The organism is Photobacterium sp. TLY01, assembly GCF_021432065.1.
GTDB classification, from domain to species: Bacteria; Pseudomonadota; Gammaproteobacteria; order Enterobacterales; family Vibrionaceae; genus Photobacterium; species Photobacterium halotolerans_A.
In genome coordinates this window covers 469331-496225 of sequence record NZ_CP090364.1, presented here as the reverse complement: position 1 = coordinate 496225, position 26895 = coordinate 469331, and the positions used below count along the sequence as shown (strand labels likewise).

Genomic DNA, 26895 nt, shown 5'->3' with positions numbered 1-26895 from the left:
TAGAATGTTATGGATGCAGCTCACCCGCAAGGCTTCACCGCACAAACAACCCAAACCACACGCCAGCAACTTCGCCAGCAGGTTCGCCTTAAGCGCCAGGCCCTGACCCCGCAACAACAGGAACAGGCAAGTAAGGCTGTGCTAAGCCGCTTTTGTCAGCTCAGAGAGGTTCGCCAGTCGCAGCATGTGGCTTTATACCTCAACAATGACGGTGAGTTAGATACCGAGCCGTTAATCGAGTGGCTGTGGCACCAGAACAAGAACGTCTATCTGCCCGTGCTCCATCCTTTCAGCAAAGGTCATCTGCTGTTTCTCCATTACCGGCCTGAGACCAAAATGCATTGTAACCGCTATGGGATTGCCGAACCTGTGCTGGATGTCCGCCTGGTGAAACCCGTACACGAATTGGATTTGATCTGCACCCCACTGGTGGCCTTCGATGAACAGGGACAACGCTTAGGCATGGGAGGCGGATATTACGATCGCACCTTAAGCCAGTGGCACCATACCGGGACTGGCCCTCGCCCACTCGGGCTGGCTCACGATTGCCAGCAGGTCCGGCATCTGCCGTCAGAGGCCTGGGATGTGCCCCTGCCCGCCATTATCACGCCTTCGGCGCATCATCGCTGGTCATCAAGCTGACACCAGTTCCCTAAACAGGGATCTTCATCATGATTTTAACCTGCCAGAGTAGCAATGGTCGGCTATAATCAGCGCTCCGCAATCCATAGGCCATCACGAGGAAAAAGCATGACACAAGATGAAATGAAAAAAGCGGCTGGCTGGGCAGCCCTGGACTACGTAACCAAAGGCAGCATTGTCGGCGTTGGTACCGGTTCTACCGTCAATCACTTCATCGATGCGCTGGCAACCCGCAAAGAAGAAATCAAAGGCGCCGTGTCCAGCTCAGTGGCGTCAACACAGCGTCTGGAAGCTATCGGTATTCCGGTATTTGATGCCAATGAAGTGTCTGCGCTGGATATCTACGTGGATGGTGCCGATGAAATCAACCCTGACTTTGACATGATCAAAGGCGGCGGTGCGGCACTGACACGCGAAAAAATTGTGGCGGCAATTGCCAAAAAATTCATCTGTATCGTCGACAATACCAAAGAAGTCGATGTCTTGGGTGCTTTCCCTCTTCCGGTCGAAGTGATTCCAATGGCCCGTTCATTCATCGGCCGTGAATTAGTGAAGCTGGGCGGCGATCCTGTCTACCGTGAAGGTGTCATCACAGATAACGGCAACATCATTTTAGATGTACACAACCTGAAGATCACCGATGCAAAAGATCTGGAAAGTAAGATTAATGCACTGCCAGGTGTGGTTACTGTCGGTCTTTTTGCCCAACGCGGAGCGGATGTTCTGCTGGTCGGGTCTCCTGATGGCGTAAAAACTGTCACGAAATAACAGTTTCAGCGCGATTCATCAGGCTTGATGACGAAACGGCATAATATATGCCGTTTTTTATTATCCATTTCGTAATATTCTCGCCACTTCGTCGAAAATTTTGATACTTTAATGTGAACGCAATCGTTTAAGCTCACCAGACGGCAACACAGGATGTACGCCTGTCACCGTGCGACATCACAATGTGCTGTTGCATGCACACGATATCCTGCCTGCTGAATGGAATACCTGTTGTTTTTAAGGAAAAGGACCATGGCAAAAGTTTCGCTGGATAAAGACAAAATTAAAGTTCTGCTGCTGGAAGGCGTTCACCCCTCTGCACTTGAAGTACTCAAACAAGCCGGCTATGAGAATATTGAATATCATAAGGGCTCGCTGGCAGGTGATGAGCTGCTTGAGGCGATCAAAGATGCCCATTTTGTTGGCATTCGTTCCCGCACCCAGCTGACAGCAGAAGTCTTTGACGCTGCCAAAAAGCTGATTGCTGTTGGCTGTTTCTGCATTGGTACCAATCAGGTTGATCTGAATGAAGCCAACCGTCGTGGTATTCCTGTTTTTAACGCCCCCTTCTCCAATACCCGCAGTGTGGCCGAACTGGTACTGGGTGAAATTTTGCTGCTGCTCCGCGGCATTCCGGAAAAAAATGCTAAAGCCCACCGTGGTGAGTGGCAAAAAACAGCAGATTCTTCTTATGAAGCCCGGGGTAAGAAGCTGGGTATCATCGGCTATGGCCATATCGGGACTCAGCTCAGTATTCTGGCTGAAAACCTGGGTATGGATGTGTATTTCTATGACATCGAAAACAAGCTGACTTTAGGGAACGCAACCCAGGTGGATTCCCTGAGCGAGCTGCTCAATAAATCCGATGTCATCAGCCTGCATGTGCCAGAGACACTGGACACTCAGAACCTGATGGGTGCCGAAGAGTTCGCGCGCATGAAACCGGGTTCGATCTTTATCAATGCCGCTCGCGGCACAGTCGTCGACATCGATGCCTTGTGCAGCGCACTGGAAAGCAAGCATCTGGCAGGCGCAGCGATTGACGTCTTCCCGGTTGAGCCAAAAACCAACAAAGATCTGTTCGAATCACCGCTGACACGCTTTGATAACGTGATCCTGACGCCGCACATCGGCGGTTCGACTCAGGAAGCCCAGCAAAACATTGGTATCGAAGTGGCTGGCAAAATCGTGAAATACTCAGACAACGGTTCAACCGTGTCGGCCGTTGGCTTCCCTGAGGTGTCTTTACCTGAGCACCGTGGCTGTTCGCGTCTGCTACACATTCACGAAAACCGTCCGGGAATCCTGAATCAGATCACCACAATTTTCGCCTCTGAAGGTATTAACATCGCAGCTCAGTACCTGCAAACCAGCCCTGAACTGGGTTATGTGGTGATTGACGTAGAAACCGAACGCTCAGAAGAAGCACTGAATAAGCTGAAGGCGATCGACGGTACAATCCGTGCCCGTATTCTGCACTAATTTTCAAACCACCTGAAACCAAGAAGCTCACCCTGAGGTGAGCTTTTTGCTATCTGGCCTACTGGATTATTTTTCCAGACGGAACACCACTTCCACTCGGTCACGGAAAGTAATCTCGGCATCCTGATAGGTAGCCTGAGTTTCCATCGCCGCATCCATTTTCATATGCCCCATCACCGGACGCGGCATCGGATCGAAATAACGGATATTCCACACCCCATCAATATCGGTATCAAAGCCTTGCGCCAGTGATTTCGCCTTACTCTGCGCATCTTTGATGGCGGCCTGACGGGCTTGTTCCATGTATTTCTCGGCATCGCTGACTTTCAGCTCGATATTCTGAATCCGGTTGATGCCGTCACCCAGCGCGTTGTCCAGATAGGTATTCAGTTTTTCCAAATCCCGGACTGTCACAGTGACCTGCCGCGACGCCTGATAACCCACCAGTTCAGGGGGCGCATCGTTGCTGCTGTGGTACTGTGGGTGCAGATAAATATTGGCGCTTTCGATATCTGCCCGCTTCACGCCACTTTTTTGCAAGCGATCCATAAAGGCCGTGACGGCTTTGTCGGCTGCCTGTTTCGCTTCCTGAGCTGTTTTACGATTCTCTTCAACCGCCACGGTAAAGACAGCCATGTCCGGTTGAGCGGTTATTTCCCCCACACCAATGGTTTCCAGACGGGGAAAGCTGTCTTCTGCCATTGCCAACGGACTGATCAGCGTCACTCCACTCAAACAAACAGCAAGTAAGGTTTTCTTCATAACACCATCCAAATCATCACGTTAGGTTTCAGCGCATTGGCCTTCTGCTGCTTTTGACACCGGGCTGAGAAAAATTATCCCGGGATCGCAAAAAATTTTGCACATCATTTTATTAAAATGACTATTATCAATAGTTGCACACGCTTCGCTGACTGGCTGGCCTTCCTTACTGAGGCAGACGCTTTCTGGCATGCGCCAGTAACTGAGCCGTCACTTCACTAAAGACGCCGCTTTCCAGCGCCCAGTGATGCCAGTAAATCCGGCGGGTCAACATGATCTCCGGGGTCAGATTGACCAAGCCGCCGCTGTCCAACTCTGACTCTATCTGAATTTTAGGGATCAGGCAGTATGCCACGCCCTGCAGTGCCAGTTTGACGAAGGCCTCTGAGGAGCGGACCCTGTGGGTCAGCACGCTGCCACGCGGCAGGTTATAATGCTGCTGAATGAAGACTTCATGTAAATCATCATACTGATCAAATGCCACAGCCGGGGCGCGCATCAGCGCCTCGCGGTTGACCCCTTCCGCAAAATACCGCGCCTGAAAATCCGGGCTGGCGACGCACAGATAATCCATTCGGCCAAGGTAATCAGACACACAACCGGGCATTGGCGTGGCTTCCATGCTGATGGCCCCGACCACTTCTCCGCTGCGTAATCTGTCGAGGGTCCGGCTCTCATCTTCCAGCATCAGGTTAATTTCGATACGTCGCTGCCTGAGCAGCGGACTGAGTGCCGGCAGCAGCCAGGTGGCCAGGCTGTCGGCATTTGAAGCAATCGACATCTGCAGTGGCTGGCTGTTTTCTCCCGGACGGATATCCGGCAGCAGTTCTTGCTCCAGCAGACGAACACGGCGGTACAGGCCCAGTAATTTCTGGCCAGCCGGTGTAGGTCTGGGTGGCTGCTCCCGCACCAGCAGTGGCTGAGCCATGTGTTTTTCCAACTGCTTTATCCGTTGCGAGACCGCAGACTGAGTAATGCACAGCATTTCTGCCGCCCGCTCAAAGCCCCGCTGAGACACCACGGCATCCAGCGCCTGTATCCAGCGATAATCCAGTCCTTCCATGTCAGCCCTCGAATTATTAGAAATTCTTATAAATCATAAAAATTATTAGATTTACTAAATCATAGCGAGCGATTTAAGCTTTAGCCAGATGAAAGCTGTATAGCCCGTTATTTTCACCACAGAATAAGGACAATATCACTCATGAGCCTATGGCCGTTATTACAAGGCTTTGGCCTTGGCGCCAGCATGATCATTCCGATTGGCGCTCAAAATGCGTATGTACTCAATCAAGGTATCAAACGTAATCATCATTTAACCACAGCTGCAGTATGCAGCCTGCTTGATGTGTTATTCATCAGCCTGGGGGTCTTTGGTGGCGGCGCACTGCTGTCCAGCAATGAATACCTGTTACTCGCCGTGACACTGGGCGGGATCGCTTTTTTGCTGTTTTACGGCAGCCTGTCTTTAAAAAGTGCCTTGAGTCAGACTTCTGAAGAAGAGGCGCAAATGGCAATGATGGCTCGTGGCAGGCGGGCTGTGATTGCAGGCGCGCTGGCCGTGACTGTGCTCAATCCGCACCTGTATCTGGATACTGTTGTGATTCTGGGTTCGATTGGCGGGCAGTTTGAAGGCCAGGACCGTATTGCTTTTGCCCTCGGAACCATACTGGCATCTTTCGTCTGGTTCTTTACCTTATCGGTTGCTGCGGCAAAAATGGCGCCAACCTTGTCCAGACCCAAAGTGAAACGCGCAATCGATATTGCCGTTGCCGCCATGATGTTCATCATTGCAGCCCATCTGGCGCATCGCCTGCTGGCACAGTATGTTTTCTAACATCAGCATGGCGCCTGCCAAAAACAACAATGGAGCCAACAGGCTCCATTGTGATTTCTATCTCGCTGAAGTTACTCTTCAACTTTGTTGAGATGCACATCCATTTGCGGGAACGGAATCTCAATGCCTTCTTTATCCAGCTCTTCTTTGATTGCCTGGAGCAAATCAAAATACACAGCCCAGTAATCGGCGGTTTTCACCCAGGGACGAACCACAAAGTTCACTGAAGAGTCTGCCAGTGCCACCACGCCAATGGTTGGGGCTGGCGTTTTCAGCAAACGCGGCTCGGCATCCACAACGCGCTTGAGCACTTCTTTGGTCTTTTTCAGATCCGACTTGTACGAAACCCCAATCACATAATCGATCCGGCGGGTTTCATGTTTGGAGTAGTTGGTGATAGCTCCGCCAATCACAGCCGCATTAGGAACAACCACCATTTTATTGTCCGGGGTATTCAGTACGGTTTGAAAAACCTGAATCGATTCAACAGAACCGGCCACACCAGCCACTTCAACATAATCGCCGGATTTAAAAGGACGGAAGGCTACAATCAGCACACCGGCAGCGAAGTTGGACAGTGAACCCTGCAAGGCCAGGCCAATGGCCAGGCCGGCGGCACCGATGACAGCCACCACAGAGGCCGTTTGCACGCCAACACGGCTCAATGCGGCAATCAGCACGATTACAAACAACAGGTAACGGACCAGTGACTGCAGGAATTTGACAACCGCCTCATCCATTTGTTTGCGGCGCAGCATTTTGCCGAACCCGCTTGCCACCCCTTTCGATACCAGATTACCAATAAACAGGATGAGCAGGGCTGAAATCAGGTTAACGCCGTACTGAATTAACAGCTCCTGATTATCGACCACCCAGTTACCCGCTTGTTTGACACCATCTGCCAGCTCATTATTGGCAATAGTATCCACTACTTTATCCGTTACACTCTCAGTCATAGCGCTCTCTCTACATTGGGGATGATGCGGTAATGCTCAAGTCCCGTGATACATAACAAACAGAACGAAATTGCCCTAACATGAATCACATATCTGGACTCAGATAATTATGATACGACATGCGCAATCATTGCCGTCATAACAGTCACAAGCAAGACTTTTTTATGCGGCTTAAGGTAACTTTATTCAGCTCTGGCTATTAAACCAAATAAAAAAGCCCGCGATGCGGGCTTTTACAATCGAATCGGCTCAGGCTGATCAATTACAGTACGTCGACTGCATTCAGATCAGAGAACGCTTGTTCCAGGCGCTTCACCATAGATTCCTGACCTTTGCGCAGCCATACGCGTGGATCGTAGTATTTTTTGTTCGGCGCATCTTCACCGGTTGGGTTACCGATCTGGCCCTGCAGGTAAGCTTCGTTTTCCAGGTAGTATTCACGGATACCGTTCCAGGTGGCCCACTGAGTATCAGTATCGATGTTCATTTTGATCACACCGTAACCGATAGATTCGCGGATTTCTTCCAGAGAAGAACCTGAACCACCGTGGAATACGAAGTTCAGTGCATTGGACTCAATACCGAATTTCTCAGAGCAATACGCTTGTGAATCACGCAGAATCGTTGGGGTCAGAACCACGTTACCTGGCTTGTAAACACCGTGCACGTTACCGAAAGATGCCGCGATAGTGAAACGCGGGCTGATTGCATTCAGTTTCTCGTAGGCGTAGGCAACATCTTCTGGCTGAGTGTACAGAGAAGATTGATCCAGGTGAGAGTTATCCACACCGTCTTCTTCACCACCGGTACAACCCAGTTCAATTTCCAGCGTCATGTTCATCTTGCTCATGCGCTCAAGGTACTTCGCACAGATTTCGATGTTTTCTTCCAGAGACTCTTCAGACAGATCGATCATGTGAGAAGAGAACAGCGGCTTACCGGTTTCAGCAAAGTGCTTTTCACCCGCATCCAGCAGACCATCGATCCATGGCAGCAGTTTTTTCGCCGCATGGTCAGTGTGCAGAATCACTGGCACACCGTAAGTTTCAGCCACGGCGTGAACATATTTTGCACCGGCAATCGCACCCAGGATTGGGCCGTTCTGACCTTCCAGCTTCAGGCCTTTACCTGCAAAGAAACCAGCACCGCCGTTTGAGAACTGAACAACAACAGGGGCTTTCACTTTCGCCGCAGCTTCAAGCACAGCGTTGATAGAATCCGTGTTCACCACGTTCACTGCTGGCAGCGCAAATTGGTTTTCTTTTGCGACTGCAAATACTTTCTGTACGTCGTCGCCAGAAATCACACCAGGTTTTACGAAGTCGAAGATCTTAGACATAACAATAGTCCTATTAGCTTTGTTGTCTGGGTTTAAAGATAAACTCGTTACTCTTGTGTGCGGCCAAACCTTCATGATTAGCCACACACTGCGTGTTCAGAGCGCAGGAATACCTACGCCGCTTTATCAGGCTTTCGCTCGTTCTTCCAGCATAGCAACTGCCGGCAGCTTTTTACCTTCTACAAACTCCAGGAACGCACCGCCACCCGTTGAGATGTAAGATACCTTATCTTTGATACCGTACTTATCAATCGCAGCCAGCGTATCGCCGCCACCGGCAATCGAGAAACCTGCAGAGTCCGCAATCGCTTGTGCCACGACTTCAGTTCCTTTGCCGAATTGCTCAATCTCGAACACACCGACCGGGCCGTTCCACAAGATAGTTTTGGCTTCTTTGATAATGCGGGCCAGTTCAGCCGCAGAATCCGGACCGATATCCAGTACCATATCGTCTTCTGCAATCTCAGAAGCAGACTTGATGGTCGCTTCAGCGGTGTCAGAGAATTCTTTGGCGCAGACCACATCAGTTGCAACCGGCACATTGGTTTGCGCCATCAGGGCTTTCGCTGTATCAATCAGGTCGGCTTCGTACAGAGATTTACCAACACCGTGACCTTCAGCCGCAATAAAGGTGTTCGCGATACCGCCACCCACCACAACCTGATCGGCAATCTTAGCCAGTGACTCAAGCACGGTCAGTTTGGTCGACACTTTCGAGCCGCCAACAATGGCCACCATAGGGCGGGCAGGATTACCCAGCGCCTTACCCAGAGCGTCCAGTTCCGCGGCGAGCAGCGGGCCGGCACACGCCACAGGCGCAAACATGCCCACACCGTGCGTCGATGCCTGTGCACGGTGAGCCGTACCGAATGCATCCATCACAAACACGTCACACAGTGCCGCGTATTGCTTAGACAGTGCTTCGTCATTCTTCTTCTCGCCCACGTTGAAGCGAACGTTTTCCAGTACCACCAGCTCGCCAGCGTTCAGATCCAGACCATTCAGGTAATCTTTCGCCAGCTTCACATCACAGTCGAGCGCGTCTTGCAGATAGTTCACGACTGGCTGCAGAGAGAACTCGTCAGCATATTCACCTTCGGTCGGACGACCCAGGTGAGAGGTAACCATTACCTTTGCGCCTGCTGCCAGGCATTGCTTGATCGTTGGCAGAGATGCCAGGATTCGTGCATCAGAAGTTACTTTACCTGCTTTGACTGGCACGTTCAGATCGGCACGGATCAGCACACGTTTACCGGCCAGATCCAGATCAGTCATCTTGATTACAGACATGGTTTGTCCTCTCAATAGTCTTACTGTGTAAATGATAAATACGTTCAGCCCTGCGATTTTGCCTGGCTGGGAAATTCAGAAACGTCTTTCAGTTGGCCACTGACCTGATGCATCACCAGCGCTGTATCCAGCATACGGTTGGCAAATCCCCATTCATTGTCGCACCAGATCAGCAACTTCAGCAGATGCTGATTACTGACACGGGTCTGGGTGCCATCAACAATGGCACTGTGGGGATCATGATTGAAGTCAACAGAAACAAGTGGCGCTGTGGTGTAATCGACAATATCCGTCAATGTACACCTGGCAGCCTCGGCCAGGGCTTGATTTACATCATTAACCGAGACATTAGTCTTCACCGTGACGCTCAGATCCATCGCGGTGACGTTAATTGTAGGAACCCTGACTGAAATCGCCTCAAATTTATCCGCAAAATGAGGAAAAATACGGCCGATACCTAAGTGTAATTTTGTGTCTACCGGAATGATCGACTGGCTTGCAGCGCGTGTCCGGCGCAGATCCGTATGGTAGGCATCGATCACCTGCTGGTCATTCATGGCTGAATGAATGGTGGTGATCGTGCCAGATTCAATGCCGAAAGCATCATCAAGCACTTTAATCACAGGTACAATGCAGTTGGTGGTACAGGAACCGTTGGAAACAATGCGATCTTGAGGTGACAGGCTGTCTTGGTTCACACCGAAGATGATGGTGTTATCAATGTCATTGGCAGCAGGATGGGAAAACAGGACTTTCTTGGCACCGGCCTGAATATGGGCTTCACCGTCGGCTCTGGAGCCGTAGACGCCGGTACAGTCCAGAACAATATCCACTGCCAGATCCCGCCACGGGAGCAATTGGATATCACTCAGATGAAGAATACGAATCGCGTCTTCACTCTGACCATTGGCAATGAACAGGTGCTCCTGATCATGGCTGACCTTGCGGCCAAAGCGACCATGACTGGAATCATACTGAAGCAGATGGGCCATCGCTTCAGGCTGAGCCAGTTCGTTCACTGCCACGACTTTTATCTGATGATGTTTGCCGCTTTCATACAAGGCCCGCAGTACACTGCGGCCGATACGGCCAAATCCATTAATTGCGACTCGTAATGTCATATCCGTGCTACGTAAGTGAAAAGCCGCTCTAGTGTATACCAAGCGTTAACGAGATTCATCCTAATTGTGACCCGCCTCACTCCCCAGGATGATTGTCTGTGAACCTGGCGCAATGCCAGTAAATACGCCCACTGTCACGCCATCTTTCCTTATAACAGATATATAAATAGTGCTTCATCGGAATAAATAAAGCGCCCGTCTGACGTATTTTTTTCATTGTCCGAAATAATTTTTCTGCAACCTATCAATAACAATTGCTGCCAACTATGGATCACCGCTGTGTAATCAGGCCATCGCAGTATAAAAACAATCCGCACCGAGACCGCGAGGGCCAGGATACCTTTCGCAAAAACGTAAGAAGAGGCTGCCAACTCACAAAGAAGGTAAATGGTCTGATTTTTTCATTGAAACCAGTATTATTCACCAACAAGATAACAAACCACACAATGAAGATAATCGTTTGGCTGAAAAATATCTGATTTCCACACATATCTAGTTGTTGATTTTGATCCCATACCAGTTATTATAGCCGTCTAGACGGAGGTAGCTCTATACATACAGACTGATGGTTTATCACTCAGACTGCTGAAAATCACACCTCCAATCACCTTTAAAGTTTTTCTAATAGTGAGAATACTCATGGCGAAACACCTGTTTACTTCTGAGTCGGTATCGGAAGGCCATCCAGATAAAATTGCAGACCAGATCTCAGATGCAGTCCTGGATGCGATCTTAGAACAAGACCCGAAAGCACGTGTTGCGTGTGAGACTTACGTCAAAACCGGTATGGTCATGGTCGGTGGTGAAATCACCACCACTGCCTGGGTGGATATCGAAGAGCTGACCCGTCAGACGGTGCGTGAAATTGGTTACGTGCATTCAGACATGGGTTTTGATGCCAACTCTTGTGCCGTTCTGAGCGCGATTGGTAAGCAGTCTCCTGATATCAACCAGGGTGTTGACCGCAGCGACCCGAAAGATCTGGGTGCGGGCGATCAGGGCATCATGTTCGGTTACGCCACCAATGAAACAGAAGTACTGATGCCAGCCCCTGTGACTTATGCGCACCGTCTGGTTGAGCGTCAGGCGAAAGTCCGTAAAAACGGTACGCTGCCTTGGCTGCGCCCGGACGCGAAAAGCCAGGTTACCTTTGCCTACGATCAGGGCAAAATTGTAGGGATTGATGCCGTCGTTCTGTCCACTCAGCACTGTGACAGCATTGAACTTCCTGTACTGCAAGAAGCCGTAATGGAAGAGATCATCAAACCTGTGCTGCCAGCAGAATGGCTGACTCAAGACACCAAATACTTCATCAACCCAACCGGTCGTTTCGTGATCGGCGGTCCAATGGGTGACTGTGGTCTGACTGGCCGTAAAATCATCGTTGATACCTACGGTGGTGCAGCGCGTCACGGCGGTGGTGCCTTCTCGGGTAAAGATCCATCGAAAGTAGACCGCAGTGCAGCCTACGCCGCCCGTTATGTGGCGAAAAACATTGTCGCGGCTGGCCTGGCTGATCGCTGTGAAATCCAGCTGTCGTACGCGATTGGTGTTGCCGATCCAACCTCTATCATGGTGGAAACCTTCGGCACCGAGAAAGTCTCTCATGATCTGATCGTTGACGCTGTGCGCCATCACTTCGACCTGCGTCCATACGGCCTGATCGAAATGCTGGATCTGCTGCAGCCTATCTACAAGAAGACAGCGGCATACGGTCACTTTGGCCGTGAAGAGTTCCCTTGGGAGAAAACCGACAAGGCTGAGCTGCTGCGCGATTACGCCAACATCAAGTAATCCGTTCCGAATCAGCAAGGCTGTGATTCTTACTCATAAAAAAGGAAGCTTCGGCTTCCTTTTTCATTGCTTTCCTTTCGCTCCGTCCGCTCCCCTGTACAGCGCTTTCAGCTTCAGGTCACCGATGATCTAAAAGCAGAACAAGCTGTCCCCCCTCTTCAAAAAAATAGATAACACCATGAAAATAAAAATATTTTAGTGCTTTTTACTTCCCATGATCCAATCGCTCAATCAGCTGATCATCTGTGGCTGTACAGCTTACTGAGGTTTTGAACACCTATGATCCAAATGCTGTCATTGCTGTACAAGACGCATTTCAGGCCTATCGCGGGTAGAAAATCAGCGCCAGACCTTTCATACTGAGTCCCTTGTTTGTTCACCTTTCAGCGTTATGGACTCACTACAACAAGCGATTATTGAGCGTACCCTCGCCTGCCTTCGCCAGGCTGAAAAAAAGCTTGGCAAACAGTTTCCTCAACCGGTCATCCGTTTTACCCAGCGCGGTAAAATTGCAGGCAGTGCCCGGATGCAGAGCTGGGAGATCCGCTATAACCCAATATTGCTGGCAGAAAACCCGCAGGCTTTTCTGAACGAAGTGGTTCCCCATGAACTGGCCCACCTGCTCACGTATGCCTGCTATGGCAAAGTGCGTCCGCACGGCCCGGAATGGCAGAAGATGATGACAGAGGTGTTTCATGTGCCGGCACGGACCACGCACAGCTTCGATGTCTCTTCTGTAAGCGGACGGACTTTTCACTATCGCTGCCAATGCCGTGAGCATCAACTCACGGTCAGACGGCATCATAAGATTCTGCGTCAGCAAGCCATCTATCACTGCATGCAATGCCACCAGCCCTTAACGCTTGTTGCTGGAAGTGCGCCGCAGTGAGATTGAAAATTTGATTTTTTACACACAGATAACGTGAAACACTTCTAAAAAATTCCGGTACTGATAACATCATCAACCCTGTATTCAGTCACCGGAAATCCCATGTTAATCAAGCTGAAATGGCGAATAGCCGTCGTACTGCTAAGCGTCAGTGCCCTGCCCCATCCCGTCTTGGCAGACTCACCGCCAACCTTCTCCAAAGCCAAAAAACTGCTGGTCAATATTTATCAGGATCACAACGAGAGCTTTTACTGTGGCTGCCGGATTGAATGGCAAGGGAAAAAGGGCGTTCCGGATTTGAACAGCTGTGGCTATCAGGTGCGCAAACAGGAAAAACGTGCCAGCCGGATTGAGTGGGAGCACGTGGTGCCAGCCTGGCAATTTGGCCATCAGTTGCAATGCTGGCAGGATGGCGGGCGTAAAAACTGCCGTAAAGACCCGACCTTCAGCCGAATGGAGGCTGACATGCATAACCTGACCCCGGCCATCGGCGAAGTGAACGGCGATCGTTCCAACTACCGCTTTACCCCCTGGCGTGAAAATGACGGTGCCTATTACGGTCAGTGCGATATCAAAGTGGATTTCAAGAACCGCCGGGTGGATCCGCCACCACGTGCCAGAGGCGCCATTGCCCGCACCTATCTTTACATGGAGCAGGAATACCGCTTCCGGCTGGCGAAAAATCAGCGTCAGCTGATGCAGGCCTGGCACAAGAGCTATCCGGTCAGTCCCTGGGAGTGCGAAAGGGATCGGAGAATCGCGAAAATCCAGAACAAGCACAACAGCTTTGTGCTGGAAGCGTGTCAGCAGACCGGACTTTAATATAACAACGGCTGAGATCAGGGAATCTCAGCCGTTTACCTGTGCTTAGTGACGCAGCATCTCATCCAAATAGCGTTTGCTGTTGTCCGGCACCGACTCCTGACGGTAAACGCGCTCATATCGGGCAGACATGACTGACGTACGAGCCTGGCACCAGCCGTAACCGTATGGCAAATCCACCGGCGTGACGCTTTCTATGGATGCAAATTCCGCACTCAGATCCTGTTGCAATATACTTTCCGAGACCAGCCTGGCGCGCGGCATAACTTCTTGCTGCGCCAGCCGGTTGCGCTGGCCCCAGCCAATGATCAGATCGTCACAACTGTAGTTCGCAAAAGCCGGTGAAGCGGTAAACGCCACATCTGAGACCGCATCATATTCACGCCACATCATGTAGGCTTCAAACAGCATGGCAACATCTTCCGCCCCGGTGTAATACCCGTAAAAATCGGCGGCACCATCGGGCTCGAACGCCGCGCCGGCCTGCTCAGGCGACATGGAGGTTGACGCAGAAGCGCCGCCAAAATAACGCTCGGCCATCAACTGCAAACTGTCCGCAGAAAGCCCATGGGTTTGCTGCAATGCCGTCTGAATCCAGTCGCCTTGAATCAGCTGGATGTTTCTGCCGATACTGGTTGACACATCCAGTACACTGAGTTGATCCGGCGGCAGGAAGTCATTGGCATGCGCCAGTTCATGGACCAGCAGGTTAAACAGTCCCGGCGCGATTTCAGATTTGCTTCGCCAGGAATTGACAGTCGCGTCAAAGGTATTGCTGTAAGTGACATACTCGCCATTGCTGTGCACATAGCGCTGCAGAGCCAGAAACGGCAGCGACTCGGTAAAGCCCGCACGGTAATCCTGCTGCTGGTAGATATCATTCCATTCGGCCTGATTACGCCACAGATAGCGCGGATCGATATAAATACCGGCAGTCTCTGAGTGATAGAAAGACGGGCGGATATCTAGACTGAGGACGATGACATTCAGTGGCCTGAACAGGTTCAGTACATCCTGCGGTAAGTCACGCACCACATCCATGAAACTGTCCCCCATCCAGTGATGAGACACCAGCAATCGCTCGGCAATATCCTCCGGGGTCAGGTCGCCCTGAATGTCATAGCCGAGCGGCGCGATATCCTGCATCTGGCAGGACCGCCCTTGCTTATAGATGATGGCACAATCTTCAGCTGCCAATCCGTACGGACTGGTACTCAGATAGGGTTGCAGGCTGGCCAGCAAAGGATCGCCATTCACATTCAGACTACGCTCGCCAGACTTGCCGTCACCGCCACAGCCCGCCGCCAGCAAGGTCGTCATAAGGAGCGCCAGTCGGCGGATTCCTTGTGTGATTGTCATTCTTGTTCTGTCCCCTGTTCAATAGCGCCGCCGCAAAGCCGGCATTTTAGGGGATACAGAGGCCAATCCCACTGAATTTTTGCCGGAGTTATGAGCCGCATCAATGTTGGTTCGTACAGCTTTTGCGCGAGATAACACTTCAGGATAGCTCCGCAGCGTCTCATCGCGCATGATTCAGCACGATGCATTGTTCGGTACATTAGCGCCAAGCTTGGTATACTGGCGCCAGGAATAACCATCAAAGCCAACGAATTGAGACTATGAGAGTACCACGTATTTTCCATCCTGAGCGCCTGCCTGAAAGCGGAAAAGTGTTATTAAGTGATGACGCCGCCAACCATGTCGGCCGCGTCATGCGCATGCAGCCCGGTCAGGAAATTCTGCTGTTCGACGGCAGCAATGCTGAATTCCCGGCGGTCATTACCGAAGCCGGTAAAAAGCAGGTTGAAGTCGCAATCTCAGCCCGGGTTGAACGCAGTGTCGAATCCCCTTTAGATCTGCATTTGGGCCAGGTGATCTCCCGCGGCGATAAGATGGAATTCACGATTCAGAAATCTGTCGAGCTGGGCGTAAACAGCATTACGCCACTGATCTCAGAGCGCTGCGGTGTCAAACTGACGCAAGACAGGTTCGACAAGAAACTGTCTCAGTGGCAAAAAATCGCCATCAGCGCCTGCGAGCAGTGCGGCCGCAATGTGGTACCGGAAATCCGTCCTGTGATGAAGCTGGAAGATTGGTGCGCGGAAGAATTTGACGGCCTGAAGTTGAATTTGCACCCAAGAGCCCAATATTCCATGAATACCCTGCCCGCTCCTGTCACCCGCGTCCGTCTGCTGATCGGGCCGGAAGGTGGCCTGTCGGAGCAGGAAATCAGTATGACAGAAACGTTCCGCTTCAGCGAAGTGCTGCTCGGTCCCCGGGTTCTTAGAACTGAAACTGCCGCGATGACGGCGATAACTGCGCTACAGGTCCGCTTTGGCGATCTTGGCTAACCAAGGAGAAAAGACATGATCAAATTGGGTATTGTGATGGATCCCATCCAGTCCATTACCATCAAAAAGGATTCCAGCTTTGCGATGATGCTTGAAGCACAGCGTCGCGGCTGGGAAATCCATTATATGGAAATGGCTGATCTGTCTCTGGAGCAAGGCAAAGCAATCGCCCGCACCCGGATCGTCAAACTCAAAGAAGATCCGACCGACTGGTTCAGCTTCCACGGTGAGCAGGAAATCGAACTGAGCGAGCTTGATGCCGTACTGATGCGCAAGGATCCGCCGTTCGATACCGAATACATCTACGCCACCTATATTCTGGAGCGCGCAGAAGAGCAAGGCACTCTGATCGTCAATAAGCCCCAGAGCCTGCGTGACTGTAATGAAAAACTCTACACCGCCTGGTTCCCGGAACTGACACCGACCACCATCGTGACCCGCCGGGCAGAGAAGATCCGCGCTTTCCAGCAGGAACACGGCGATATCATTCTCAAACCGCTGGACGGTATGGGCGGCTCGTCGATCTTCCGCGTCAAAGCCGGCGATCCGAACCTGTCGGTGATCATTGAAACCCTGACCAATCACGGTGAATACTACTGTATGGCGCAAACCTTCGTGCCAGACATCAGTAACGGTGACAAACGCATTCTGGTGGTGGACGGCGAGCCGATGCCTTACTGTCTGGCCCGGATTCCGGCCGAAGGGGAAACCCGCGGCAACCTGGCCGCTGGTGGCCGCGGCGAACCCCGCCCGCTGAGCGAAACTGACCGCAAAATTGCTGAAGCAGTCGCACCGGCACTGAAAGAAAAAGGGCTGATTTTTGTAGGCCTGGATGTGATTGGCGACAAGCTGACGGAAATCAATGTCACCAGCCCAACCTGTATTCGCGAAATTGAAGCGGCGTATGATATTTCGATTACGGGCAAACTCATGGATGCCATTGAAGGTCGCCTGAAAAGCGCATAATCCTTTTGAAACCTCGGCGTGTTGTCTGTCAAAGTTGACAACACGTCACGTTTTCATTTTTAACAACACTGTTCTCAGACTTACCATTTAGGCCAATTCATCCCCATACTTAATGTGAGAGCCTGTCTGAGAGTGTGTAAGGACTGAACGATGAATCTCACCAATCATTTTCTGGTGGCCATGCCCAGTCTGCAGGATCCGCACTTCAAACGCAGTGTGGTGTATGTGTGCGAGCACAACGATGAAGGCGCGATGGGCATTGTCATCAACTTGCCGATTGATGTGTCTGTCGGCAGCATGCTGGAGCAGATCAAGGTGGAGCGCGACTTACCCGTTGCGCATCCTGCCAGCCTGGAAAAACCTGTCATGATAGGCGGTCCGGTGGCCAGTGACCGGGGATTTATCCTGCACAACAGCAAAGAGGAATACAGCTCCAGCCTTGCTCTGACCGAAGAAATCAAGATGACCACCTCAACCGATATCCTGCCCCTGCTGGGTACCCAGAATGAGCCGAGCCAATTTCTGGTCGCCCTCGGCTATGCCGGCTGGACCGCCGGTCAGCTGGAGCAGGAACTGGCTGACAATAGCTGGCTGACCATGGAAGCCGATCCTGAAGTGGTGTTTGAAACCCCGATCAATGAACGCTGGGACAAAGCCGTCGCCAAACTGGGTATCCATTCTGCAAACTTATCCACTGAAATAGGACACTCATGAGCACCTCTCGTACGGTACTTGCCTTCGACTATGGCACCAAAAGCATTGGCGCCGCCATCGGCCAGGAGCTGACAGGCACAGCCAGTCCCCTGCCGGCCCTGAAAGCCAACGACGGTATTCCCAGCTGGGAAGCGATTGAAAAATTACTCAAAGAATGGCAACCAGACCTCATTGTGGTCGGCCTGCCGCTGGATGTATACGGCCAAGAACTGGAAAGTATCACCCCTCGCGCGCGCAAATTTGCCAACCGCCTGCATGGCCGGTTCGGGTGCCAGGTCGAGTTGCATGATGAACGTTTGAGTACGGTCGAAGCGCGCTCGGATCTCTTTGCCCGCGGTGGCTACCGCTCACTCAGCAAAGGCAATGTCGACTCTCAGTCTGCCGTGGTGATCCTCGAAAGCTGGTTCGAACAGCAATACGGTTGAGCGCTCTGTACAGCGTTTTTAGCTTTGAGATCATCGGTGGTCCAAAGCCCTTCAAACCAGCAACAAAATAAAAGCCCTGACAGTTACGACTTCAGGGCTTTTTCATCACTCAGCGTGAGCTATCAGCTATCAGCTATCAGCGGTGATAGCGAAATTACATTTGCCCGGCCACAAACATCGCAAACGGAATCGCCAGCAGCAAACTCAGCGCGGTCCGGATAAACCAGATCACCACCAGACGTCCGACACTCAGCGGAATAGAGGTCGACAGAATGCAGGGAATTGACGCTGAGAAAAACAGCACGCTGGACACACAGATCACTGCGGCCGCCATACGCACCACAAATTCCGCCTCGCGCAGCAGCAGCGCAGGCAGGAACATTTCCGCCAGACCCGATGCCGAGGCCTGCGCCAGCTCTTTCGCACCCTCAATGCCCCACACCGCAGTAAACGGGTAAAACAGATAGCCCAGCCACTCAAACACTGGGGTGTATTTCGCCACCAGCAAACCAATCAGGCCCACAGACATAATGGATGGCAGGATGGAAATGGTCATCAGCAGACCGTCTTTGATGGTCGACAGAACATTGCTGCCCAGAGCCGGGGCCTGCCGGGCCACATTCATGCCGGTCTGGTACGCCGTCTGCAGTCGGCCTTCACTGCCGGCATCCGGTTCAGGATCAGCCACGGATTCATCCATCTGACGTAACGGGGGCAAACGAACCGTAATTGCAGTCACGATGAAAGTAATCACCAACGTGCCCCAGAAATACAGGTTCCAGACCGCCATCAGATCCAGAGTTTTCGCCACGATGATCATAAACGTGGCCGACACAGTCGAGAAGCCGGTAGCGATGATCGCCGCCTCTTTGGCTGAATATTGCCCTGATTTGTATACTCTATTGGTGATCAACAGACCCAGAGAATAACTGCCGACGAATGAGGCAACCGCATCAATCGCAGAGCGCCCCGGCGTACGCCAGATCGGTCGCATCACTGGCTGCACCAGGATACCAATCAATTCCAGCAGGCCATAGCTGACCAGAAACGAGAGAAACACCGCCCCGACAGGAACAATCAGACCGACCGAGATCACCAGCTTCTCGAACAGAAACGGCAGCATGTCTTTGCTGTGCAGGAACTCAGGTCCTGCTCCTGTGACCGCCATCAGTGCTGCGCCGGCACCCATGACTTTCAGCACAGAAAAGACTTTATCTGTCAGGCTCTTTGACCATTGGCCGGTGACAAACGGATAGACTGCACCGATTACGATCATGGCAAAGGCATACCAGGCAACACCGCTCCCCAGCCAGACTTTGATTTGACTAACCAAATGATCCAACGGGATCGTCGATTTTCCATTTACCGAAATGGGCACGAAAAAGAAAAATATCCCGACAGCACTGAGAAACAGTAAGCGGAAACGTGCCAGTGCATCCGATGCACTGACACGAGACTGAGATTGTTCCATGTGATTCACTCCCTCTACACGTTATTTGTATATACATATAAAGAGAGAGCAAACAGAGCACAAGGTGGTTATTTTGAAACCACTAGGGGGATCACAAAGATTTAACGCAAAAGTAACAACATCACAGCCCGTACAGCTTATCCCGCTTTGGGATCATGGGTGGGCAAAAGCTTCCCTTGTCGTATCCGCTATCATTCAAACCGGATCGTGACCCCGTCCAGCCCGCCAGCTGAGCTCTGGCCTGGCTGGCCGGTTTTGATCATCAGGCGCAAATCATTGGCCGAATCGGCATAGCTGAGCGCATCGTTCTCGCAGATTTTTCCCTGGCTGAGCAGTGCATACAGCGACTGATCAAAGGTGATCATGCCATGCTCACGGCCTTTGGCCATGGTGGCTTTCAGTTCATGCAACTCGCCACGCCGGATCAAATCCGACACTCTGGGGGTATTGATCAGTAACTCAAACACCGCATGACGACCCTCTCCGGCGGGATCGGGGATCAGTTGCTGCGCCAGTATCCCTTTCAGGTTCAGCGACAAATCAAATAACAGCGACTCCCGCTGCTCTTTGGGCACTAAATGCAGTATCCGTTCCAGCGCCTGATTGGCGTTATTGGCATGCAGGGTTGCCATACACAGATGGCCGGTTTCAGCAAAATTAAGCGCATGCGCCATGGTTTCCTGATTGCGTATTTCACCAATCAAAATCATGTCCGGTGCCTGACGCAAAGAATTTTTCAGTGCCACTTCATAGCTTGCAGTATCTAAACCGACCTCACGCTGGGTCACGATGCATTGCTGGTGCTGATGAATAAATTCTATCGGGTCTTCCACCGTTAGAATATGACCGCTGCTATGACGGTTTCGGTGCCCTGTCAGCGCCGCCATGGAGGTTGATTTCCCCGAGCCGGTCGCTCCGACCACCAGGATCAAGCCCCGTTTTGCCAGCGCCATCGCCTTCATGGGTTCAGGCAGGCAGAGGGAATCCATGTCGGGAATCACGGTTTCAATACGGCGAATCACCATGCCCGGCTGCTCGCGCTGCCAGAAGGCACTGATACGAAAACGGCGCTCACCGCGTACCAGCGCAAAGTTCGCCTCTTTGAGTGCAACAAAGCTCTGCCACTGCTCATCCGACATCGACTGCTGGCACAAGGCCATCAATTGTTCTGCCGACAGGCTTTCACCGAGCGGACACAGCCGCCCGTTGATTTTCAGCTGGCAGGGCGCAGCCACGGTGAGATACAGGTCGGACGCCTGCTGGTCTGTCATCTGGCAGAGCATAAAATCCAAATTCATGGGTCGATTTCCTGCCTCATAATCCCTGATTACGTTCCACCACCTTGGCGGCTTCCTCGGGTTCAATTAACCCCTGTGCCATGAGACGGTTCACGGCCTGCTCCATTGTCTGCATCCCCATCCCGGCGCCGGTCTGGATCATGGAATACATCTGGGCCACTTTGTCTTCCCGGATCAGGTTTCGGATCGCCGGCGTTGCCAGCATGATTTCATGGGCCGCCATCCTGCCACCGCCGGGGCATTTGAGCAGGCTCTGCGCGATCACCGCCCGCAGTGATTCCGACAGCATAGAACGCACCATAGCTTTATCATTGCCGGGGAAGACATCAATGATCCGGTCGATTGCCTTGGCCGCTGAGCTGGTGTGCAGCGTACCCAGCACCAGATGACCGGTTTCGGCCGCGGTCAGCGCTAAGCGTATGGTTTCCTGATCGCGCAATTCACCCACCATGATCACATCGGGATCTTCGCGCAACGCCGAGCGCAGCGCATTCTGGAAACTGTGGGTATCCCGGTGCACCTCGCGCTGATTGATCAGGCAGCGCTTACTTTGATGGACAAACTCCACCGGATCTTCAATGGTCAGAATATGACGGTGCGTGTGGGTGTTAATATGATCCACCATAGCGGCGATGGTGGTCGATTTGCCTGAACCGGTTGCTCCGGTAACCAGCACCAGCCCACGCTGACTCTGGGCAATCTGGTAAAACACCTCAGGCACCTGCAAGGTTTCCAGTGAGGGCACAGACTGGGGAATGGTCCGGAACACCGCAGCACACCCGCGGGACTGCTGAAACGCATTGACCCGAAACCGTCCGACATCGGGCAGAACAAAAGAAAAATCCACTTCCAGCCTTTCTTCATATTCACGCCGCTGGCCGTCATTCATAATATCGGTGATCAGCCGGTGCGCCTCCTCATGGCTCAGAGGCGGTATGCTGAGCGGCCTGACATCACCGTCTACCCGAATCATTGGCGATACCCCAGCGGAAAGGTGCAGATCGGAGGCGTTATGCTTTACACTAAAGTCCAGTAGTTCGGTGATATCCATACATTTTCCCTAAAGAATCAATTATGAGTAGTATCAAACAAAATATTACACAGGTCACCCGAGAGATCCGGCAGGCCTGCGAAAAATGCGGCCGTGATACAGATTCAGTGCAACTGCTGGCGGTCAGTAAAACCAAACCGGTCAGCGCCATCGCGGAAGCCATAGCCGCCGGGCAACGCGCCTTTGGCGAAAACTATGTCCAGGAAGGCGTTGAGAAAATTCAGCATTTTTCTCAGTCAGATCAAACGTTAGTCTGGCATTTTATCGGCCCTGTCCAGTCCAACAAGACACGACCGATCGCCGAACATTTCGACTGGGTGCATTCGGTCGACCGGCTTAAAATCGCCCGTCGGCTCAGCGATCAGCGCCCGGCAACGCTGCCGCCGCTGAAAATCCTGCTTCAGGTCAACACCAGTGGCGAAGCTTCTAAATCAGGTGTCGATTTTGATCAGTTGGCAGAGCTGGCTGCAGAGGTTGCCGCCTTACCCAATATCGAGCTGCGCGGTCTGATGTCGATACCGGAAAAAGCCGACGATTATACCAGTCAATTCCAGGCTTTTTCTGCACTGGCGAAAGCCAGAGACACTTTGCAGCAACGTCTGCCGCAAACCCGACTGGATACCCTATCGATAGGTATGAGCGGCGACATGGAAGCGGCCGTGGCCGCAGGCAGCACTATGGTGCGCATCGGGACCGCTATCTTTGGCGCCAGGGATTACAGTTAAACTCGCTTGAAGCATCAGGCGCTCAATACGTTCAGAAGGATTTCTCATGGAACAACGTACAATCGCTTTTATCGGCGCCGGTAACATGGCCCGTTCTATCATCGCCGGCCTGGTTGCCAGCGGTTATCCCGCCGATAAGATCACGGCCACCGCGCCAAGTGCCGAGCGCCGTGAACCCCTGGCGCGTGAATACGGTATTCATACCGACAGTGACAACCTGCGCGCCGCCCAGCAAGCCGAGGTCATCGTACTGGCTGTCAAACCCCAGCTGATGGCCAGCGTTTGTGAACCGCTGCAAGCCATCAATTTCGACGGCAAACTGGTCATTTCCATTGCAGCGGGGATCTCAGTGGCGCGCCTGCAGGCCATGCTGGCCGCCAAAGTCAGCCTGGTACGAGTGATGCCCAATACCCCTTCGCTGATTGGCAAAGGCATGAGCGGTATGTATGCCGATTCAGATGTCAGCAGCGAGGATCGCCAGTTTTCTGACAACCTGATGGCGGCAGTCGGCAAAACCTGCTGGGTATCTGAAGAGTCAGGGATCAATGGCGTGATTGCCGCAGCCGGCAGTGCGCCTGCTTACTTTTTCCTGTTCATGGAAGCCATGCAGAACGAAGCGATCCGTCAGGGCTTTGACAAAGAAACCGCACGTGAACTGGTGCAGCAAGCTGCACTGGGCGCTGCCGGTATGGTGATCGCTAACCCGGATACTGAGCTGTCGACACTGCGTGAACAGGTGACTTCCAAAGGCGGCACCACAGCAGAGGCGATCCGCACATTTAATGAAGCGCAACTTAGTGATATCGTAGCCAAAGCCATGCAGGCCGCTGTCAGCCGCGCACAGGAAATGGAAAAATTATTTTAAGGTAACAATATGAATGCTATTGCTTTTTTAGTCAGCACCCTTTTTGATCTTTATATCATGGTGGTGCTGCTGCGACTGTGGCTGCAATGGGCCAAGGCGGATTTCTATAACCCCTTTTCCCAGTTTGTGGTGAAAGTCACCCAGCCGGTTCTCGGCCCGCTGCGCCGTGTGATCCCTTCAATCGGCTCGCTTGATCTGGCCACAGTGCTGTTTGCTTACCTGCTCACGGTCGGTAAGTTTATTGCGCTGCAATTCGTGCTGACCAATGGCGGCGTGGCATTCAGCCCGGATCTGTTCTGGATCGCCGGACTCTCCTTGCTCAAAGCGGCCGGTGGCCTGCTGTTCTGGGTGCTGCTGATCCGTGCCATCCTGAGCTGGGTCAGTCAGGGACGCAGCCCGATCGAGTACGTGATGCATCAGCTGACCGAGCCGATGACAGCGCCAATCCGCCGCATCATTCCGGCCATTGGCGGCCTGGATCTGAGCGTACTGGTGCTTTTTGTTGGCCTGCACTTCGCCAATATCCTGATGGGCGATCTGATTGGCCCGATCTGGTTCCAGCTGTGAGCCTGAGCCCTGTTTGTCATGATAAAGCGGATCTTTTGATCCGCTTTTATGTACAACCCAAGGCCAGCCGGGATCAACTGATCGGCCTGCATGGCGACGAAATCAAAGTCGCCATCACGGCTCCGCCGGTTGACGGCAAAGCGAACGGCCACCTGGTCAAGTTTCTGGCCAAGCAGTTTAGGGTAGCCAAAGGGCAAATCATCATCGAAAAGGGAGAAACGGGCCGGCACAAACTCATCCGGATACAAGCGCCACAAGTCATACCCCCGCTCATCAGCGCCTTGCTGTAATTCTGATACCCGCAAAGACGCCGTCCGCGGACCACTCTATACTGTAAACAATTACCATATTATCCCTTTTGAATGTAAGGTCTTAGGCCATCTGGCATTCTTCAACAGGATAGAAGGACAACACCATGAAACAGTTACTGATTGCTGTAATTGCAACCATCAGTTTGGCCCTGCCCGCACAGGCAGAACAACTTAAAAATATCGGCGAGCTGGAAGTGCACTATTCAACCTTTCCGTCGACCTTTCTGACGGCGGATATCGCGAAAAATTACCGTATTCAGCGCAGCCGTTATTCGGCACTGATTAATGTCACTGTGCTCGATACCAGCGTTGAAGGTAAACCCGCCGTGGCAGCCCTGGTGAAAGGCACAGCACGTAATCTGGTCGGCAATGAGAAAAACCTCACTTTCCGTGAAGTGCGCGAAGGCGATGCTATCTACTACATTGCCGAACTGAGTCATGCCAACGAGGAGCGCTTCCGTTTCAATATCGATATCTCCCGTCAGTCCACCAGCGGTAATATTCAGTTCGAACAGACCTATTTCGCCGAATAAGCCGCGCCAGCAGAAAAGCAACAGAGCACGCTTCTTTTCTGTCTTTGGCATTTGCTCTGGCTGTGGGTATCATAGCGCCCCAGCCTTACAGACCAGGAGTCTTCATGAGCAAATTAGTACTTGCGACCGGCAACCAGGGGAAAGTCAGTGAAATGGCCAACTTGCTTGCCGATTTCGGTTTCGAGGTCATCGCCCAGACGGATCTCAACGTCTCTGATGTGGCCGAAACCGGCACGACATTCATTGAAAATGCCATCATTAAAGCGCGTCACGCCGCCAGAGAAACCGGCCTGCCCGCAATTGCTGATGATTCCGGTCTGGAAGTGGATGCTCTCAAAGGCGCACCCGGGATTTACTCGGCCCGTTATGCCGGAGCAGGCGCCAGTGATCAGGCGAATCTGGAAAAGTTGCTTGATGCCATGAAAGACGTACCGGAGGCTGAACGCACCGCCCGCTTCCACTGTGTGCTGGTGATGATGCGCCATGCCGATGATCCGACACCGCTGGTTTGCCACGGTAAATGGGAAGGCCGTATTCTCCGCCAGGCCAGAGGCGAGAATGGCTTTGGCTATGATCCGATTTTCTGGGTACCGGAAGCCGATTGCGCCTCAGCCGAGCTCTCCCCTGAACATAAAAAGCAATTGTCACACCGCGGCAAAGCCTTGCAACACCTCTTTGCTGCTCTGAAGGACGCCTGATGTTAGTACCGCCACCACTGAGCCTGTATGTCCACATTCCCTGGTGTGTCCAGAAATGTCCCTACTGCGATTTCAACTCTCATGCGCTGAAGCACGACATTCCCGAGCTGGATTACATTGACGCCCTGCTAGAGGATCTGGCGATCGATCTTGATCGCTATCAGCTGGCCGATGGCAGCCGGGCGCTGCATTCCATTTTTATCGGTGGCGGCACCCCGAGCCTGATTTCCGCACCGGAGATCGGACGGCTGCTGGCAGGCATTGAGGCCAGAATCCCGTTCAGTGACAAGATTGAAATCACCATGGAAGCCAATCCAGGCACAGTGGAAGCCGGCCGGTTTCAGGCCTACCGCGAGGTGGGCGTCAACCGGATCTCTATCGGCGTGCAGAGTTTTCAGGATGACAAGCTCAAACGCCTTGGCCGGATTCACGGCAAAGGTGAAGCGGTGCGCGCAGCCGGGCTGGCTCAAGAGGCCGGGCTGAACAGCTTTAACCTGGATCTGATGCATGGCCTGCCGGATCAGTCCGTTGAAGATGCCATGTCGGATCTCAGGCAAGCAATCGCCCTGAACCCGCCGCATCTGTCCTGGTATCAGCTGACGATCGAGCCCAATACGCTGTTTTATTCCAAACCGCCGACTCTGCCGGATGACGATGATCTGTGGGATATTTTCGAACAGGGCCATGTGCTGCTGGCCGAGGCCGGTTATCAGCAGTATGAAATTTCCGGTTACAGCAAACCCGGCATGCAGTGCCAGCACAACCTCAATTACTGGCGCTTTGGGGATTACCTTGGCATCGGCTGCGGCGCCCACGGCAAGGTGAGCTTTGCTGACGGTCGCATCACCCGTACCGTGAAAGTGAAGCACCCGCGCGGTTATCTCAATCCGAAAAAAGCATATTTGGATCAGGAAACCCAGGTCGGTGATGAAGAGCGTCCGTTCGAGTTTTTCATGAACCGTTTCCGCTTGCTGGAGGCCTGTCCGAAACGGGACTATGTCGAGCGGACCGGCCTGTCGCTGGACAGTATTCAACAGCCGATCAGCTGGGCGCTGGACAAACAATATCTGCTGGATCAGGGCGATCACTGGCAAATCACCGAACAGGGAAAGCTCTTTTTGAATGATTTACTGGCCGCTTTTGTCGAGGAAGACCAGTAACAGGCTATGATTCGCTGGCAGCCTGCTGCCAGCGATTGTTACTCGTCCACACAGAAGT

General features: G+C 52.4%; 28 protein-coding genes. 18 read left to right on the top strand and 10 right to left on the bottom strand.

Translation table 11 applies throughout. The features are described 5' to 3' along the window. Positions 1-9: 9 nt before the first annotated feature. The 3 genes from LN341_RS02430 to serA all read left to right on the top strand — a co-directional run bounded on the left by LN341_RS02430 (position 10) and on the right by serA (position 2892). The gene (locus tag LN341_RS02430) at positions 10-642 is read left to right on the top strand and encodes a 5-formyltetrahydrofolate cyclo-ligase (RefSeq protein WP_234203971.1); all 633 of its coding nucleotides are present in this window, start codon (positions 10-12) and stop codon (positions 640-642) included. 108 nt (positions 643-750) lie between these two features. Further along, entirely contained in the window at positions 751-1410 is a 660-nt protein-coding gene (gene rpiA, locus LN341_RS02425; protein WP_046222260.1) for a ribose-5-phosphate isomerase RpiA, read from the top strand. A 252-nt stretch (positions 1411-1662) separates the two neighbouring features. After that, positions 1663-2892, top strand: a complete 1230-nt coding sequence (gene serA, locus LN341_RS02420; RefSeq protein ID WP_234203970.1) for a phosphoglycerate dehydrogenase — start codon at positions 1663-1665, stop codon at positions 2890-2892. Between the two features lie 66 nt (positions 2893-2958). On the opposite strand, the gene LN341_RS02415 is transcribed toward serA, so the two are convergent. Together LN341_RS02415 and LN341_RS02410 are read right to left on the bottom strand one after the other, a co-directional pair. Continuing rightward, positions 2959-3654, bottom strand: coding sequence for an oxidative stress defense protein (locus tag LN341_RS02415; RefSeq protein ID WP_234203969.1), 696 nt, complete (start codon positions 3652-3654; stop codon positions 2959-2961). 166 nt (positions 3655-3820) lie between these two features. Beyond that, entirely contained in the window at positions 3821-4717 is an 897-nt protein-coding gene (locus LN341_RS02410) for a LysR family transcriptional regulator ArgP (protein ID WP_046222257.1), read from the bottom strand. Between the two features lie 141 nt (positions 4718-4858). Here LN341_RS02410 and LN341_RS02405 point away from each other — a divergent pair, with 141 nt between their 5' ends. Further along, positions 4859-5491 (top strand): LysE/ArgO family amino acid transporter, encoded by a 633-nt coding sequence (locus LN341_RS02405; RefSeq protein WP_234203968.1) that lies wholly within the window; start codon positions 4859-4861, stop codon positions 5489-5491. Positions 5492-5562: 71 nt separating this feature from the next. On the opposite strand, the gene mscS is transcribed toward LN341_RS02405, so the two are convergent. The 4 genes from mscS to epd form a co-directional block, all read right to left on the bottom strand. Further along, positions 5563-6447: a small-conductance mechanosensitive channel MscS gene (gene mscS, locus LN341_RS02400; protein ID WP_234203967.1), complete on the bottom strand. Its 885-nt coding sequence runs from the start codon at positions 6445-6447 to the stop codon at positions 5563-5565. A gap of 262 nt (positions 6448-6709) precedes the next feature. Further along, positions 6710-7786, bottom strand: a complete 1077-nt coding sequence (gene fbaA / locus LN341_RS02395) for a class II fructose-bisphosphate aldolase (RefSeq protein WP_046220497.1) — start codon at positions 7784-7786, stop codon at positions 6710-6712. Between the two features lie 126 nt (positions 7787-7912). Then, positions 7913-9076 carry a phosphoglycerate kinase gene (locus LN341_RS02390; RefSeq protein WP_046220498.1) on the bottom strand — a complete coding sequence of 388 codons (1164 nt, stop codon included), beginning with the start codon at positions 9074-9076 and terminating at the stop codon, positions 7913-7915. 44 nt (positions 9077-9120) lie between these two features. Next, positions 9121-10197, bottom strand: a complete 1077-nt coding sequence (epd, locus tag LN341_RS02385) for an erythrose-4-phosphate dehydrogenase (RefSeq protein ID WP_046220499.1) — start codon at positions 10195-10197, stop codon at positions 9121-9123. 639 nt (positions 10198-10836) lie between these two features. Between epd and metK the strand changes: the two genes are divergently transcribed. The 3 genes from metK to LN341_RS02370 all read left to right on the top strand — a co-directional run bounded on the left by metK (position 10837) and on the right by LN341_RS02370 (position 13702). Then, complete coding sequence (gene metK, locus LN341_RS02380) at positions 10837-11991, top strand: methionine adenosyltransferase (RefSeq protein WP_046220500.1); 1155 nt, start codon at positions 10837-10839, stop codon at positions 11989-11991. Positions 11992-12382: 391 nt separating this feature from the next. Further along, positions 12383-12880, top strand: coding sequence for a SprT family zinc-dependent metalloprotease (locus tag LN341_RS02375; protein ID WP_234203966.1), 498 nt, complete (start codon positions 12383-12385; stop codon positions 12878-12880). Positions 12881-12982: 102 nt separating this feature from the next. Beyond that, positions 12983-13702 carry an endonuclease gene (locus LN341_RS02370; RefSeq protein ID WP_234203965.1) on the top strand — a complete coding sequence of 240 codons (720 nt, stop codon included), beginning with the start codon at positions 12983-12985 and terminating at the stop codon, positions 13700-13702. 45 nt (positions 13703-13747) lie between these two features. Here LN341_RS02370 and LN341_RS02365 read toward each other — a convergent pair whose 3' ends face one another. Beyond that, complete coding sequence (locus LN341_RS02365) at positions 13748-15061, bottom strand: hypothetical protein (protein ID WP_234203964.1); 1314 nt, start codon at positions 15059-15061, stop codon at positions 13748-13750. Positions 15062-15321: 260 nt separating this feature from the next. Here LN341_RS02365 and rsmE point away from each other — a divergent pair, with 260 nt between their 5' ends. The 4 genes from rsmE (at position 15322) to ruvX (ending at position 18158) form a co-directional block, all read left to right on the top strand. After that, entirely contained in the window at positions 15322-16053 is a 732-nt protein-coding gene (gene rsmE / locus LN341_RS02360; RefSeq protein ID WP_234203963.1) for a 16S rRNA (uracil(1498)-N(3))-methyltransferase, read from the top strand. A gap of 15 nt (positions 16054-16068) precedes the next feature. Then, positions 16069-17019: a glutathione synthase gene (gene gshB, locus LN341_RS02355; RefSeq protein ID WP_046220506.1), complete on the top strand. Its 951-nt coding sequence runs from the start codon at positions 16069-16071 to the stop codon at positions 17017-17019. A gap of 150 nt (positions 17020-17169) precedes the next feature. Then, the gene (locus tag LN341_RS02350) at positions 17170-17733 is read left to right on the top strand and encodes a YqgE/AlgH family protein (protein WP_046220507.1); all 564 of its coding nucleotides are present in this window, start codon (positions 17170-17172) and stop codon (positions 17731-17733) included. Next, positions 17730-18158, top strand: a complete 429-nt coding sequence (gene ruvX, locus LN341_RS02345; protein WP_046220508.1) for a Holliday junction resolvase RuvX — start codon at positions 17730-17732, stop codon at positions 18156-18158. The genes LN341_RS02350 and ruvX overlap by 4 nt, the downstream gene beginning before the upstream one ends. A 154-nt stretch (positions 18159-18312) precedes the next feature. On the opposite strand, the gene LN341_RS02340 is transcribed toward ruvX, so the two are convergent. From LN341_RS02340 to LN341_RS02330, 3 genes are all read right to left on the bottom strand, one after another. Further along, positions 18313-19629, bottom strand: a complete 1317-nt coding sequence (locus tag LN341_RS02340) for a YjiH family protein (protein ID WP_046220509.1) — start codon at positions 19627-19629, stop codon at positions 18313-18315. A 191-nt stretch (positions 19630-19820) separates the two neighbouring features. Further along, on the bottom strand, positions 19821-20927 hold the full coding sequence (locus tag LN341_RS02335; RefSeq protein ID WP_234203962.1) for a PilT/PilU family type 4a pilus ATPase: 1107 nt from the start codon (positions 20925-20927) through the stop codon (positions 19821-19823). A gap of 16 nt (positions 20928-20943) precedes the next feature. Then, positions 20944-21978, bottom strand: coding sequence for a type IV pilus twitching motility protein PilT (locus tag LN341_RS02330; protein ID WP_046220511.1), 1035 nt, complete (start codon positions 21976-21978; stop codon positions 20944-20946). A gap of 23 nt (positions 21979-22001) precedes the next feature. On the opposite strand from LN341_RS02330, the gene LN341_RS02325 reads away from it, so the two are divergent. From LN341_RS02325 to hemW, 7 genes are all read left to right on the top strand, one after another. Continuing rightward, entirely contained in the window at positions 22002-22703 is a 702-nt protein-coding gene (locus LN341_RS02325) for a YggS family pyridoxal phosphate-dependent enzyme (protein ID WP_234203961.1), read from the top strand. Positions 22704-22749: 46 nt separating this feature from the next. Then, complete coding sequence (gene proC / locus LN341_RS02320; protein WP_046220513.1) at positions 22750-23568, top strand: pyrroline-5-carboxylate reductase; 819 nt, start codon at positions 22750-22752, stop codon at positions 23566-23568. A gap of 9 nt (positions 23569-23577) precedes the next feature. Continuing rightward, complete coding sequence (locus LN341_RS02315) at positions 23578-24135, top strand: YggT family protein (RefSeq protein ID WP_046220514.1); 558 nt, start codon at positions 23578-23580, stop codon at positions 24133-24135. Next, positions 24120-24425, top strand: coding sequence for a DUF167 family protein YggU (gene yggU, locus LN341_RS02310; RefSeq protein WP_370643725.1), 306 nt, complete (start codon positions 24120-24122; stop codon positions 24423-24425). The genes LN341_RS02315 and yggU overlap by 16 nt, the downstream gene beginning before the upstream one ends. A gap of 125 nt (positions 24426-24550) precedes the next feature. Then, on the top strand, positions 24551-24979 hold the full coding sequence (locus tag LN341_RS02305) for a DUF4426 domain-containing protein (protein WP_046220515.1): 429 nt from the start codon (positions 24551-24553) through the stop codon (positions 24977-24979). A 104-nt stretch (positions 24980-25083) separates the two neighbouring features. Further along, positions 25084-25677 carry an XTP/dITP diphosphatase gene (locus LN341_RS02300; protein ID WP_234203960.1) on the top strand — a complete coding sequence of 198 codons (594 nt, stop codon included), beginning with the start codon at positions 25084-25086 and terminating at the stop codon, positions 25675-25677. Further along, positions 25677-26837 carry a radical SAM family heme chaperone HemW gene (hemW, locus tag LN341_RS02295; RefSeq protein WP_234203959.1) on the top strand — a complete coding sequence of 387 codons (1161 nt, stop codon included), beginning with the start codon at positions 25677-25679 and terminating at the stop codon, positions 26835-26837. Before LN341_RS02300 ends, hemW begins: the two co-directional genes overlap by 1 nt. Positions 26838-26895 lie beyond the last annotated feature (58 nt).

Bases quoted from the DNA above. Each gene is read 5' to 3' on its own strand.
- proC (WP_046220513.1), top strand. From the start codon at position 22,750: ATGGAACAACGTACAATCGCTTTTATCGGCGCCGGTAACATGGCCCGT.
- hemW (WP_234203959.1), top strand. From the start codon at position 25,677: ATGTTAGTACCGCCACCACTGAGCCTGTATGTCCACATTCCCTGGTGT.
- LN341_RS02340 (WP_046220509.1), bottom strand. From the start codon at position 19,629: ATGGAACAATCTCAGTCTCGTGTCAGTGCATCGGATGCACTGGCACGT.
- metK (WP_046220500.1), top strand. From the start codon at position 10,837: ATGGCGAAACACCTGTTTACTTCTGAGTCGGTATCGGAAGGCCATCCA.
- serA (WP_234203970.1), top strand. From the start codon at position 1,663: ATGGCAAAAGTTTCGCTGGATAAAGACAAAATTAAAGTTCTGCTGCTG.
- rsmE (WP_234203963.1), top strand. From the start codon at position 15,322: ATGAGAGTACCACGTATTTTCCATCCTGAGCGCCTGCCTGAAAGCGGA.
- rpiA (WP_046222260.1), top strand. From the start codon at position 751: ATGACACAAGATGAAATGAAAAAAGCGGCTGGCTGGGCAGCCCTGGAC.
- LN341_RS02390 (WP_046220498.1), bottom strand. From the start codon at position 9,076: ATGTCTGTAATCAAGATGACTGATCTGGATCTGGCCGGTAAACGTGTG.
- mscS (WP_234203967.1), bottom strand. From the start codon at position 6,447: ATGACTGAGAGTGTAACGGATAAAGTAGTGGATACTATTGCCAATAAT.
- LN341_RS02405 (WP_234203968.1), top strand. From the start codon at position 4,859: ATGAGCCTATGGCCGTTATTACAAGGCTTTGGCCTTGGCGCCAGCATG.
- fbaA (WP_046220497.1), bottom strand. From the start codon at position 7,786: ATGTCTAAGATCTTCGACTTCGTAAAACCTGGTGTGATTTCTGGCGAC.
- LN341_RS02365 (WP_234203964.1), bottom strand. From the start codon at position 15,061: ATGACAATCACACAAGGAATCCGCCGACTGGCGCTCCTTATGACGACC.
- LN341_RS02430 (WP_234203971.1), top strand. From the start codon at position 10: ATGGATGCAGCTCACCCGCAAGGCTTCACCGCACAAACAACCCAAACC.
- LN341_RS02415 (WP_234203969.1), bottom strand. From the start codon at position 3,654: ATGAAGAAAACCTTACTTGCTGTTTGTTTGAGTGGAGTGACGCTGATC.
- LN341_RS02315 (WP_046220514.1), top strand. From the start codon at position 23,578: ATGAATGCTATTGCTTTTTTAGTCAGCACCCTTTTTGATCTTTATATC.
- gshB (WP_046220506.1), top strand. From the start codon at position 16,069: ATGATCAAATTGGGTATTGTGATGGATCCCATCCAGTCCATTACCATC.
- LN341_RS02410 (WP_046222257.1), bottom strand. From the start codon at position 4,717: ATGGAAGGACTGGATTATCGCTGGATACAGGCGCTGGATGCCGTGGTG.
- LN341_RS02350 (WP_046220507.1), top strand. From the start codon at position 17,170: ATGAATCTCACCAATCATTTTCTGGTGGCCATGCCCAGTCTGCAGGAT.
- LN341_RS02370 (WP_234203965.1), top strand. From the start codon at position 12,983: ATGTTAATCAAGCTGAAATGGCGAATAGCCGTCGTACTGCTAAGCGTC.
- ruvX (WP_046220508.1), top strand. From the start codon at position 17,730: ATGAGCACCTCTCGTACGGTACTTGCCTTCGACTATGGCACCAAAAGC.
- LN341_RS02300 (WP_234203960.1), top strand. From the start codon at position 25,084: ATGAGCAAATTAGTACTTGCGACCGGCAACCAGGGGAAAGTCAGTGAA.
- LN341_RS02335 (WP_234203962.1), bottom strand. From the start codon at position 20,927: ATGAATTTGGATTTTATGCTCTGCCAGATGACAGACCAGCAGGCGTCC.
- LN341_RS02375 (WP_234203966.1), top strand. From the start codon at position 12,383: ATGGACTCACTACAACAAGCGATTATTGAGCGTACCCTCGCCTGCCTT.
- LN341_RS02330 (WP_046220511.1), bottom strand. From the start codon at position 21,978: ATGGATATCACCGAACTACTGGACTTTAGTGTAAAGCATAACGCCTCC.
- LN341_RS02325 (WP_234203961.1), top strand. From the start codon at position 22,002: ATGAGTAGTATCAAACAAAATATTACACAGGTCACCCGAGAGATCCGG.
- epd (WP_046220499.1), bottom strand. From the start codon at position 10,197: ATGACATTACGAGTCGCAATTAATGGATTTGGCCGTATCGGCCGCAGT.
- LN341_RS02305 (WP_046220515.1), top strand. From the start codon at position 24,551: ATGAAACAGTTACTGATTGCTGTAATTGCAACCATCAGTTTGGCCCTG.